At 31.1% G+C, this 12520-nt stretch carries 11 protein-coding genes and 2 pseudogenes; 7 read left to right on the forward strand and 6 right to left on the reverse strand.

The window, feature by feature from the left end; genetic code table 11:
- Positions 1–57: 57 nt before the first annotated feature.
- From ACQV2P_RS05070 to ACQV2P_RS05090, 5 genes are all read right to left on the reverse strand, one after another.
- Positions 58–1098 carry a tyrosine-type recombinase/integrase gene (locus ACQV2P_RS05070; RefSeq protein WP_428894699.1) on the reverse strand — a complete coding sequence of 347 codons (1041 nt, stop codon included), beginning with the start codon at positions 1096–1098 and terminating at the stop codon, positions 58–60.
- A gap of 92 nt (positions 1099–1190) precedes the next feature.
- Positions 1191–1388, reverse strand: a complete 198-nt coding sequence (locus ACQV2P_RS05075) for a helix-turn-helix domain-containing protein (RefSeq protein ID WP_428894700.1) — start codon at positions 1386–1388, stop codon at positions 1191–1193.
- 30 nt (positions 1389–1418) lie between these two features.
- Positions 1419–2525 (reverse strand): replication initiation factor domain-containing protein, encoded by a 1107-nt coding sequence (locus tag ACQV2P_RS05080; protein WP_428894701.1) that lies wholly within the window; start codon positions 2523–2525, stop codon positions 1419–1421.
- Positions 2526–2619: 94 nt separating this feature from the next.
- Entirely contained in the window at positions 2620–3936 is a 1317-nt protein-coding gene (locus tag ACQV2P_RS05085; protein ID WP_428894702.1) for an FtsK/SpoIIIE domain-containing protein, read from the reverse strand.
- Positions 3920–4306 (reverse strand): hypothetical protein, encoded by a 387-nt coding sequence (locus ACQV2P_RS05090; protein WP_428894703.1) that lies wholly within the window; start codon positions 4304–4306, stop codon positions 3920–3922. Before ACQV2P_RS05090 ends, ACQV2P_RS05085 begins: the two co-directional genes overlap by 17 nt.
- 181 nt (positions 4307–4487) lie before the next feature.
- Here ACQV2P_RS05090 and ACQV2P_RS05095 point away from each other — a divergent pair, with 181 nt between their 5' ends.
- The 7 genes and pseudogenes from ACQV2P_RS05095 (at position 4488) to ACQV2P_RS05125 (ending at position 11597) form a co-directional block, all read left to right on the forward strand.
- Positions 4488–5021, forward strand: coding sequence for a helix-turn-helix domain-containing protein (locus tag ACQV2P_RS05095; RefSeq protein ID WP_428894704.1), 534 nt, complete (start codon positions 4488–4490; stop codon positions 5019–5021).
- 73 nt (positions 5022–5094) lie between these two features.
- A complete protein-coding gene (locus ACQV2P_RS05100) occupies positions 5095–7041 on the forward strand; it encodes a DNA methyltransferase (RefSeq protein ID WP_428894705.1) in 1947 nt (648 codons plus the stop codon).
- Positions 7034–9622: a DEAD/DEAH box helicase family protein gene (locus tag ACQV2P_RS05105; protein ID WP_428894706.1), complete on the forward strand. Its 2589-nt coding sequence runs from the start codon at positions 7034–7036 to the stop codon at positions 9620–9622. The genes ACQV2P_RS05100 and ACQV2P_RS05105 overlap by 8 nt, the downstream gene beginning before the upstream one ends.
- Before the next feature lie 729 nt (positions 9623–10351).
- Positions 10352–10705, forward strand: a complete 354-nt coding sequence (locus ACQV2P_RS05110) for a DUF5684 domain-containing protein (protein ID WP_428874019.1) — start codon at positions 10352–10354, stop codon at positions 10703–10705.
- Between the two features lie 144 nt (positions 10706–10849).
- Positions 10850–11128 (forward strand): hypothetical protein, encoded by a 279-nt coding sequence (locus ACQV2P_RS05115; protein WP_428882420.1) that lies wholly within the window; start codon positions 10850–10852, stop codon positions 11126–11128.
- A pseudogene (locus tag ACQV2P_RS05120) lies at positions 11098–11196 on the forward strand (transposase); the annotation flags it as partial. The gene ACQV2P_RS05115 and the pseudogene ACQV2P_RS05120, both read left to right, overlap by 31 nt.
- Positions 11197–11264: 68 nt before the next feature.
- Positions 11265–11597 carry a hypothetical protein gene (locus tag ACQV2P_RS05125; RefSeq protein ID WP_428874027.1) on the forward strand — a complete coding sequence of 111 codons (333 nt, stop codon included), beginning with the start codon at positions 11265–11267 and terminating at the stop codon, positions 11595–11597.
- Between the two features lie 432 nt (positions 11598–12029).
- Here the strand turns inward: ACQV2P_RS05125 and ACQV2P_RS05130 are convergent.
- Positions 12030–12323: pseudogene (locus ACQV2P_RS05130) on the reverse strand (IS30 family transposase); the annotation flags it as partial.
- Positions 12324–12520 lie beyond the last annotated feature (197 nt).

The following is a 12520-nucleotide window of genomic DNA, read 5'->3' on the forward strand; positions in this document are numbered from 1 at the left end:
TTATATCAACAATTACATTGTTTTTTGGGTTCAAGTTGGTTCAAATTAGCTTAAACCTTATAAAGAATTTAACAGATTTAAAGCATCGGCATCTTGCTGGTGCTTTTTTTCTGGCATTAATTGCAAATAGTAATTTTGAGTAGTTTGAATATTCACGTGTCCTAGACGTTGGGACACATAGGCAATATCGATATCCTGAGCAAATAAGAATGATGCGTGTGTGTCTCTTAAACCGTGGAAAGTTGTTTTTTCTATATTTAATTCTTCTAATAATTTAGACAGGAGTTTAGACTGATGAAAACTATTGAAATCAAAAATATAGCCATTTTCTTTAACCGGAATGTTAATAATTAGATCATATACCTCTTTATTAATAGATATATCTCGTTTTGCATTTTGGGTTTTTAATGAAGTATCATCTGAGGTAGGCCTGATAGAGTATCTAACTTTAATTCCATATTCATAAAGATTATCCGGTCGTATTGCTAACAGTTCTCCACGGCGCATACCGGTTTCTAATGCTAATAACACAAGTAAGTGAAACTCATCTTTTGGATGCTGTAACAAGTAGTTACGAAGCTTTTTAAAGTCTGTAATTGACAATGCTTTGTTTCGTTTAGGTGGATTTACTCCACGTGTTTTTACTAAGTGTGCAAAGTCGTTTGGAATATAACCACGAGCATAGGCATCACGTAAAGATGTTTTGATTTTTAGCAATACTTCATGTGTTGTTTTTCGTGAATGAGTTTTTGCGTATTCATCAATTTTCTTCTGAACAACGATATCATTTAAATCTTTTAACTGAATATCATTAAATAAAGTTCTAATGACACCTAAGGTACGAACATAGTTTTGAAATGTTGTTTCTTTCACATCGTTTACCTTCACCAGATAAATCCAACTCTCAAAGAAGTCAGCAAATGTAGTGGTTCTGTATGCTAGTTCCTTACCTTCGCCTTTTGCTAATTCCATCTCTAAAGCCCAAAGAGTGGCTTCTTTCTTAGTTGAAAATGTTTGAGTTAGCTTTTTGTGATGTCCGTGCTTATACAAAGAAACTTGAGCCCTATAAGATTTTCCTCTCTTTACAATACTAGCCATGCTATCAATTCCTTTCATAAAAAAGTTGATAAATGCTAGTTGAATACACATGTATTGTATTCTGTAACTAACATATTATCAACTGTTAATTGTTAGATAGATTGAGATTCAATAAATTTAATCAGTGATTTTTTGGTGTAACGTTCTTGTCTACCTACCATAAATCGTTCAAGAGAATCGTGTGATCTTACATACTTGTCGAAAGATTTAGGATCTACACCTAAAAAACGAGATGCTTGTTCACGAGTTAATAGGTATGGAAGTACATTTGTATTTGTATTAACTTTCAAAATATCATCTCCTTTTAAATGAAATAATGATTAGTTAAATGGATAACCTTGTTGTTTATAGAAAGAGGAATACTTTTTGAGCCACAATAAAACATCATTATTTGGTTCATAATAGTTAAACTCATTATGAAGAAAAGTTAAACAATCTTTTAATCCTTTCTCCCCCCATATATGTTGAATTTTAAATAAATAAGGAAACAATCCAGAACCATTTAAAATATGCTGTTGAGATTGTTCTAATAGATTTATTCGAGGTGACGGAGAATTGAACATAAAGGATTTTGTATCAAGTAAATTAAGCATACTTTTACTATATGCTGTTAGTTTGTTAGACTTTGCAGAATAAAACTGATACCGATCCGTTAATGCAGATACAAGTAAGTTCTTTAATTCTACATCGCTTTTTATACTCTTTAGTTCATCCGATATGTCATGAGCATAAGAACCTTTAAAAACTGCTTCGAATCTTATCCAATTATTATATTGAATAGCCTCTTTATAGCGAGTTCCCATTGTTTCTACTTGTTCTTTTTTCTTATCGTATACTCGCAATAAGGCTCTTATATTTTTACTCCGAGATCCCAAATAAAAGGTAGAAGTCTTATTATTTTTTGTTAAAGCTGATAAATCAGATAAATTCCTTCTCCCAGAAGCAGTTTTCACAATGTGATTCCCTTTTGATATCTGATTATAAATAGTGTCCACAGAAATACTTTCATTAATAAAATCAATAGCAATATCAATTCTTGATAGTCTAGATGTATATAAATCTGTTCGATCTACATTAAGCAGCAGTTCATGTAATTGTATTGATTGCCCAAATAATACTGTATATTGTTCTCTGTACCTCATCCAAGCATGTGCAGAAAATTTTATGCAAACCCCCATTTGAATGAAGTCTGTATGAAAGGCAATTGCAAAATAGTATGGCGCATCGTTACAAAGTAGTCCCTGATTATAACCATTAGGAAGTGAATTCGTAGAGTAGTCTAATTCTCCAAGTACTGATTCAACATCTGACAATCTAATGAATTCACTTATTAAAGTTTGTGCTATCATTGTCCATTCATCAATTGAAGTTGGTCTTTTCTTAGCTTGTAAAACTAATGTAAATTCATCAATTTGAACATCTAGCAAATTATCACTCCTTTTAAGTTCGTAAAAACTGATATAAAAACTTTTATAGAAAGATTTGTTTCTTATGGAGCGGGGGTTATTACATAACCCCCGCTTACTCATTGAAATATTCTATAGCTTTTAATATATCGAAATCTAAATAACTGAAATGACAAAGTTTTGGTTGATTAGCAATTAAAGGACAAATGAAAAGTCCTTCACCTAATTGGAAATCCTTTTCTTTAATATCAATACCTGGTCCAAAAGCTGTTATATATGTTTGCTTTTCAGCATTTCCTATAACAAACTTTACTGGAAGATTTTCACGAATATAAGTGGGTATTAAGTTTGAATCTGATTTTTGCATAACAAACCAAATAAAAAACCCGATCTGACGTCCTTCTAAAACTACTTGTGAAATTAAAGACATTACTTCGTCACGCTTTTTCTTTTCCTTTGATTGCAATTGAGATTGAAAGCTTGCAAATTCATCAAAAATAAAAATGTGTGATGGGTAACCAAAATCTATATACGTAGCTTCAAGTTTCGAATTCAGTTTTTCTTTTAATTCAATTTTAGATAGAGTCATTAAATCAATAAATTTCTTTAATAAATCAACGATATCATCAAAGTTTGAAGCAGTATTTTGAGCAGATATTCTTTCACCTAGGACAGATAAACTTGAATTTTTAGGGTCTACGAAATAAAGACTATATTTATCTTTTTTAAGTTGCATTTGAAGAATTAAAGAATACAATGCATATGTTTTTCCTGAACCTGTTTGTCCAACAAATAGAGAACTATGTATTGGTATTTTAGTGAATTTATCTATGACTAAATATCGTTCTTCAACTTTTATAACATATTCTCGTAATTCATCTAAACTTCTAAAAATAAGTTGTCGATTAATTTTACTGTTAAAAATATTGAACACATAATAATTTTCATCATGAGATAGATAACTTCTTTCTACAACATATTTATTTAGTGCAACAGATAGATCACTCGTTCTTATATCTTTATTCATGTGAATATTTTCGATATATAGTTTTCCAGTGAAAAAATCGTTGCTGAAGTCAATTTTAATTTTTGGAAGAAGAGCAATTTTTTTATTGAAATAATATCTCGTATTAAAATAATGGGAATCTAAAAAAGCTCTTCTCAAATTAAGCACCATATTATAGTGCATAAAGGCATACTTTATGCCTTTATGCACTTTATTTCTCACGCACCAAATTAGTATTTGTACTAAGCTGATTGAACATATAATAGATATTAAATAAGGTGTAGTATATCGTGATATATCTAATTTAAAAAAATAATCAATTAGACAGATAAATAAGGTCATTGCAATGAAACATATCACTGCAATAAACAAATAGATACCATTTTGAATTCTCTTCGTGCTAATATTTTTATTTATGTTTAACATTAACTTTCTCCACATTCTCGAATCGAAGAATTAAATCAAAATCTATAATAAAAGATTTTTCAGGAATGTAATTGACGAGCTTTACATATTCCCCCTTATGTATATTAACTGAAGTTTTATTATTCAGTATGGTAACATCAAACGTATTTAAAGAATTGGTTTCACGTTTCAACCCACTTTTTTTATCAATACCATAATCCGTCTCATCTTTAGTTATTAACAGGGTTAAAGTTACTCCACTCTCATCGGGACTTTTTTTACTAATGTAAGGTCGCTGTGATACCAAACGATAGAGATTGTGTGTATTCTTTAAAAACTCTTCTGCTTTAAACTTATTTTCAATGAAAACCCATGCATTTGCAATTGGCATATTTAAAACCTCTTTTTTCAAATTATTAAGTTAGCGCTAACTTACTTACAAGTCTAAGGAAAATTTTAAAATAAATAAGAGATAAATAGTATTTTGAGGAATACATTTATAAAGCAAGTTTACAAATAATTAATACGAAGGTATACTGTTTGTGTACTTTCAAAAAATGTTGGAGGAATTTATGGATAATAACTTAAAAAAGTTGAGAATGATGAAGAATTTAACTCAAGAGCAGCTAGCTGAAGAATTGAACTTATCTCTTTCAACAATAAAGAAATATGAGGGTGATAGACAGATACCAATAGAACAAGCTTTAGAAATATCTAATAAATTTGATGTAACCTTAGATTGGTTGTACTGCAAAAAGGATATAATTAATGAGAGAGATACGTTGGTTGAAGTTTTGCAATCTCTAAATAAAGTTTTTAAAATGACGACAAGAGAGACGCACAATGGGGACGATGTAGTTCTATTAGTTGATTCGAAATTCAGGGATTTTTTACAAGAAATAAATGATATATATATCGCTAGTATGTATTTTAATTATCAGGAAAAGGAAAAAGAAGACCCAATTATTAATGATTTACGGAAAAGAATTTTTGAAAAGTATGAACCCATTTTAAAAAAAATTTTTGAGGAAGTGTATTTTGACGAAGAACATGCATGTGAAGTACATGATATTAATGATACTAAACTTTTGGATGTTTTAGAATAAAAGTTAAATATGAACCAATTCAATGGACATTCTGGTGTATATTGATGAAAATCATAAAGGAGGTTTATAAAAGATGACAAAAAATCATGAAGAGACAGCTTTATTGAAGCAAATTAAAGAAGTGCTTTTAACTTTCCCGAAATACTGGGAAGAAGATGTTTTGTTAAGAAATAGAGTCGTTGAAGATTTTAGATCATATGATCAAGAATTAATAGAAGCACTTTTATCAAATAAATTAGTAAAAGATACATACTCAATTACTTTAGAATCTACTAATATCTTTAAAATTGAAGAATTCATTAGTATGTTGCGATATAAAAATTATTGGGAAAATAGCTATACAAAATATTCTAATGAAATTGGATTAACAAGTGAGGGTAAATACTTAAATTATAATACAGATGTGGTTTTAGATTTTCCTCATAAAGATTCTATTTTAGAAGGTGGAATGACAAAAGAAGAACAAGGAAAGAAAGAAATATATTATCATAATGTACTAGCAAAAGAAGAAATTGATACTTTGTTATCTCCAAAAATACTTACAAATATAAAGAAATATGATAAAAATGGGGAATATAATATTAATGAGTTTAATGATAAAGATAATTTTATTATTAAAGGGAATAACTTAATAGCATTAAATACATTAAAAGAAAGGTATGAAGGAAAAGTAAAATTAATATATATAGATCCCCCATATTTTTTTGAAAAAACTAAGGCTTCAGATACATTTAATTATAATTCAAACTTCAAATTATCTACATGGCTAACATTTATGAAAAATAGACTGGAGATAGCAAAAGATTTATTAGCAGATGATGGAGCAATCTTTATTTCAACAGGTAATGATGGACAAGCTTATTTAAAGCTTTTGATGGATGATGTTTTTGGTAAAAATAATTACATAGAAACATTCATATGGAAAAATTCAGATAATGCCAACACTCTTGGTAAAAAAAGTAGGAGTGATATTGAATTTATACATGCTTATGAAAAAACTTATCAAGTTGATAAAAAATGGATAGGTAAAACAAGTGAAAATGATGATGCTCCATTACTTAATAGAGGAAATAATTATAACATTCTCAAATTCCCAAAAGGAACCATATTTTTCAATATACCTGATGGAATTTATGAAGCAGGTATTTATGGAAGAGTTGAATTGATAGAAAATCTTATTGTAGAAAATGGTAAAAATAAGAATTCTATAAAAATTAAAGGAGAATTTAAATGGGGACAAGAAAATTTAGACAGAGAAATTTCAGAAGGTACTTATTTTTTAATAAAAACAAAAACATTTTCTATAAGGTATCAAAAACTAGAAGCTAGTCAAGTTTCACCTGAGAAATTTATAGATGAAGTATATTTAGAAAAAACTATAGGAGTAGGTGTATATGAGGATTCTAATACTCATTTAAATAAGCTGGGCATTAACTTTAGATATTCAAAGCCAGAATCTCTAATTGCATTCTTCATAAGAGCTGTAACAAACGAAAATGATATTGTTTTAGATTTTTTTATGGGATCCGGAACGACACAAGCAGTCGCCCATAAAATGAATAGACAATATATAGGTGTTGAACAGATGGATTATATAAATACAGTATCCGTACCACGTTTACAGAAGGTAATTGAAGGTGAACAAGGTGGTATTTCTGAAGATGTGGATTGGAAAGGTGGAGGAAGCTTTGTTTATGTTGAATTAGCAAGCTTGAATGAAAGATATGTAAAAGATATTCAACAGGCTAGCAGTGAGGCAGAATTAGAAAAGGTGCTCTCCACTATGAAAGAAAGTGCTTTTTTAAATTTCAAAGTAGATTTAGAGAAAGTATCTTCAAAAAATGAAACCTATAACAATCTATCTTTAGAAGAAAAGAAAGAAGTATTAATCAAGGTGTTAGATATGAATCAACTGTATTTAAGTTATTCTGAAATGGAAGATGAACAGTACGCTATACCAGAAGATGTTAAAACTTTTAATCATTATTTCTATCAAAGAGAAGGTGTAAAAGATGAGTAATGAGATCTTACACAAGCAGATTGTAGAGAAGTTTAATAGTATTTTTTCATCTCCACCCCCAGAAGTGCCTGATTATGTATCAGATAATTTAAGTCATACATTAAGACCTTATCAAGAACACGCTTTATCACAGTTTATTTTCACACAAGAGATAGAGCAAGCTGATATATATTCTAATCACTTACTTTTTCATATGGCAACTGGATCAGGAAAAACTATGGTATTAGCTTCAAATATTCTTTATTTATACAAAGAGCATAATAAGCAGAATTTTATATTTTTCGTAAATAGTGACGCTATTATAAAAAAAACTCAAGACAACTTAACAAATACCAATTCTTTAAAATATTTATTTAGAAAAAAAGGAATTGTTATTGATGGAAATCACATTGATATAAAGATCGTTGATGTATTTCCGACCTTACCAGATCCTCATACAATTTATTTAAAACTAACAACCATACAAAAGCTTCATTTAGATTTAACAGAGCCAAAAGAAAATTCATTAACCTTTGAAGGATTGGAAGATATAGAATTAGTTTTATTAGCTGATGAAGCTCATCATATTAACTCATGGACTCGTAGAGATAAAAGAAAATTAAACACACAAGAGCAAGAGGAAAGAACATGGGAAAATACAGTTAGCAGGCTATTAAAACTTAATCCATCTAATAGATTACTAGAATATACTGCAACGATTGATTTAACGAAGGATGTTTTATTTGAAAAGTATCGAGATAAAATTGTTTATCAGTATGATTTAAGACAATTTATGAGAGATGGTTATTCAAAGAATGTCATGTTACTTAGAGCTGATGAAGAAGATAAAAATAAGATGTTAAACAGTGTTTTATTAAGTCAGTATAGAAAATATGTCGCAAGAGATCATGGTATAGATTTAAAACCGATTATATTTTTTAAATCAAACCTGATTAAAAACTCTCAAAATGCTCAAGAGAAGTTTATTGATCTAATTAAAGGCTTAGAGCCAGAAGAATTAAAAGAAGTGATAGAAAAGGGTTATGCTATCTATAAGCACCAACGAAGTATTTGGAGCAGTATGTTCGCTTATTATAAAAAAATAGATCTACATCAAGTGGTTCAGGACTTAAAATGGGATTTTGCAGAAGGAAATCTTTTAAATGCAAACGATAGAGATTTTTTATCCGAAGAAAATGCGTTGATTTTAAACAGTTTAGAAGAAGCCAATAACCCTATTCGTGTGATTTTTGCCGTTGCAAGGCTGAATGAAGGTTGGGACGTCCTTAATCTCTTTGATATTGTCCGCATTAGTGAAGGAGCAACCAAAACAAAGGCAACAACAGACAGTGAAGCACAACTAATCGGTCGTGGTGCGAGATATTATCCTTTTGAATATAAAGATAAACATTCTTACACCAGACGCTTTGATTTTGGAGGAGAAGATTCTGAATTAAGAGTGATCGAGTCGCTTCACTATCATACAATTAATGACAATGCCTATATTAAAAATCTAGAAAAGTCTTTAAAATCAGCTAATATTCAAGTAAAAGAAGATAAATACCAACATTTAGAAGCGAAGGTTAAACCTTCTTTTAAAAAGAATCCTATTTTTAAACATGGAAAGATCTATATCAATAAATTAATCGAAACAACAGCAGAAGATTATAACAATTTAGAAAAGTACAATGTTTCAACTGTCTTTGACATACCGTTTGAAATGGCGATTGAACAGAAATATGGAAGCAAAATCTCACATAAAGTAGCCACTCAAACTCATGAAGTCAGCTGGAAGGTTGAAGAAAAGTATATTCAAAAAGCCATTCAGAGACGACCTTTTTTTCATTATAGTAATCTGAAAAATTATATGCCTTCCATTTCAAGTATGAAAACCTTTATAGAGAGCAAGGATTTTTTAGGCGAATTAACTCTATATGTTTCTTTACCTTCTGAAACTGAAATAGTGGATTTAAATCCAATCACAAAACTTGAAATGGTAGAAAGCTTTTTTGAATCCATGGAGAAAAAGATCCGACTCAACTATATGAAAAATCGTGGGACACCAGTCTTTGAAGGCGTACAATTTTCAAAATTAATTAATGATTATCAAATTGAATTAAACAAAGTTAATCAAGGAATTTCAGACATAGATGAATTAGTACAGCCTCGAAATATGAGAGATCATGATTGGTTTATTTATGATAAAGCGATTGTAAACTCTTTGGAAAACTCATTTATAAATTTCATTAATGATTATATAATACAATTAAAAGAAAAATATAATGAAGTTTATCTCATAAGAAATGAACGCAAAGTAAAGATAGTTGAGATCAATGGAACGAGAGGATTCATGCCAGACTTTTTATTATATCTTCAAGATGAAAGGTGTACCTATCAAATATTTTTAGAACCAAAAGGAGATCATTTAAGGCTTCAAGATAAATGGAAAGAAGATTTTTTATCTTCACTTGGAGAAAGAGACGATGTAGAAGTTTTAATTGAAAATGAAGAAGTTCGTTTATTAGGAATTAAATTTTATTCAGAAACTGCTGAATTGAAAGAAAGATTTAGAAACGACTTTATAGAAAAGCTTGTAAACTAATTAAAAATAAATCTGCCAGTTAGAACGGTAGAGTTTTTTTAATACTTTTCTGTACGTTTATATCAATTATACTGTATTTTCAAAAGATAGATGATAAGTGATTGTTAGCTGATGAAACTTTCATTTCAATTTTGTCCTGTTCTTTTGGCTTGTCTGAGTCTTTTGCAATTGATTCAGGAGATTTCAAGCTAGCATTAGCTTGTCACTGATTAATTGTACTTTTTGTTTATGTAATAGCTAGACTAACCTTTTATCGAAGTTTATTTGACACACCAACAGATTATCAATAACTTTCATGTATACATTATGTATTAATTGAAGTGAAAATAAAATCAATAAAATAGAGATAACTTTAAATAAAGCAGTATTCAACTAGCATCTGTAATTTTGGTGTAAATTGGTTCAAATTATGTCAATTTTAATCCTTTTCGAAGCATTTATATATATATATCAATTTCAAAAATATTGATATATATGTATTACAATGGATTAGAGTTACTAAAAAATCCTCTTGATATTTCTCAAAACGTTAGGACAGTCGTTGCGAACTTGTTCCCTTACGAATGTGCTATGGGACGGAGATTCCGCAGGAATCGAGTACCAATCATTATTACAGCAGATATTCAAGACACTTTCCTTTATTGGAAGGTGTTTTTTGTTTTTAAATTTTATTTGTTATTTTTAATTTTATATAGTACACTTAAAAAATATAAGAAGGAGAGTGAGTAAATGGGAAATATGTCAGACGGTTTTTCAAGTATACTATACATGGTATTTGTAATTATTTTTATTGTAGGTATGTGGAAACTTTTTGAAAAGGCTGGTGAAGCTGGGTGGAAGTCACTGATCCCTATTTATCAACTATATATTCAATTTAAAATTGTATACGGTAATGGATGGAAAGTGTTATGGCTATTAGTTCCGCTAGCAAATATCTATTTTATCATCATGTTTTGTTTAGACTTAGCAAAAGTGTTTGGAAAGGGTGTTGGATATGGTCTCGGGCTTCTTTTCGGATTCCCACTTTTTTCAGTAATTTTAGGCTTTGATGATTCAGAATATTTGGGACCAAAACGTAAATAAATGATGCACCTATTTTTATTATATGAATATCATTTATACTTAAACATCTTCCGTTAGGGAGATATCAGTATGTAGATAAAACCCTCTAGATCACAACTTATAGTGATTTAGAGGGCTTTTATATGTATAATAAAGAGAAAATGGGTGATTTCCATGATGTCAGTCAATGCCGATAGTAAAACATTTGAAGCACGTAATCAGATCGCTTTTCATGCCCTTGAAGAACTCGTTCTTGAAGACCATCTTCTGAGAAAAATTGATCGCCCTATAGATTTTTCATTCAACTATGCTGTAGTAGAAGATGTCTATTGTTTGGATAGTGGACGTCCAAGTTTTGATCCGATTACGCTTATCAAAATCTCATCATTCAACATCTCTAAGGTATTCCAAGCATGCGCCAAACCATTCAAGAAATTCAAGTGAATGTTGCTTATCGCTGGTTCTTAGGATTATCTCTCACGGATTCAGTGCCCCATTTTTCAACCTTTGGAAAGAATTACAAGTGGCGTTTTGAAGGAACAAGTATCGCCCAACAGATCTTTAGCCAGATACTCACGCAGTGTTTGGAGGCAGGAGTAGTCGATACCCAAGCAGTTTTTATGGATGTACTCACGTCAAAGCTTGTGCGAATGGCCGAAAATATACCAACGAAGAAGTGCCGGTACAAGCCAAATGGTTGGCAGATGAAATGCTGGAAGCTGTTCAAGCAGATCGGATGATTCATAGAAAAAAGTCGCTAAAAAACACAAAAAAGGAGACCTTAACAAAGTCCCAAACAATCAGTCCCAATGATCCGGAGGTAGGGTGGTTTCATAAAGGGGACCATGGCCAAGTTTTTGCCTATACTATTCAAACAGCTTGCGATCGCAAGGGGATGGGTATTAGCTTATAGTGTCCATTCAGGAAATACCTACGATACACTGGCTTTCCCCTTCTTATTTGAAAAAATCCCTTCTTTTAATCCGACTTATTTAATAGCAGATGCAGGGTACACAACGCCTATCAATGCACATTTTCTATAAAAATATGAAAATACACTGGTGTTCCTTATACGCGACCAAGACGCAAACTAAAAATAGAGATGTTGCTTATGACGCGTACTATAATTGTTATTTAGATATAAATTGCAAATACAACTTAGCCACCTAGTACAAAGGAGTCCTCGCCCATGAGAAGTGTGAGTTCAATGATCCGTGTAGCTGTTTAATCTTTCTGTGAGGGTTTGATAAGGAGCTGAGCCATGGTAGCCTGATGGGCTGAGCGGTTTATCTGGCGTTTACGCTAGGAAACCATGGCGAAGGAGGCTCCTTGTCAAGCCCTCACGTCAAGCTGTTTTCTGTTCATTCTTCCACGCCTTAACAAACACTTCGTGAGCCGTGGCGTAACCTAATAGCTTCCGGGGCCTGTCATTCATCCATTGTTGAATGCGATCAATATCTACCTGTGTATACCTAGCTAAAGACTCCCCTTTTGGTATATAGCGTTGAACGAGACGGTGTTGGTTTTCACTGGTGCCACGCTCCCAAGATGAGTAAGGGTGAGCGAAGTAGACCTCAGCTACAGAGGAGACGGCTTTTGTGAGTGAGCTGAATTCTGAACCGTTATCACTTGTAAGAGTCTTAAAGAGTCGCTCAGCTTACTCTCCTAGGGAGTTCATGAGTTGAGTGATCGCTTGATAAACGACCTGACTTGTCTGATTCTTAATCAAAATAAGCCACTCAAAGCGTGAGTGTCGTTCAACCAACGTCAATAAGGCAGGGTCCTCTTCACCATGCGGACCTACCACAGTATCGATTTCCCAGTGTCCCCATTCCT

The sequence above is a fragment of the Facklamia sp. P12932 genome, assembly GCF_050409545.1.
Lineage (GTDB): Bacteria > Bacillota > Bacilli > Lactobacillales > Aerococcaceae > Facklamia.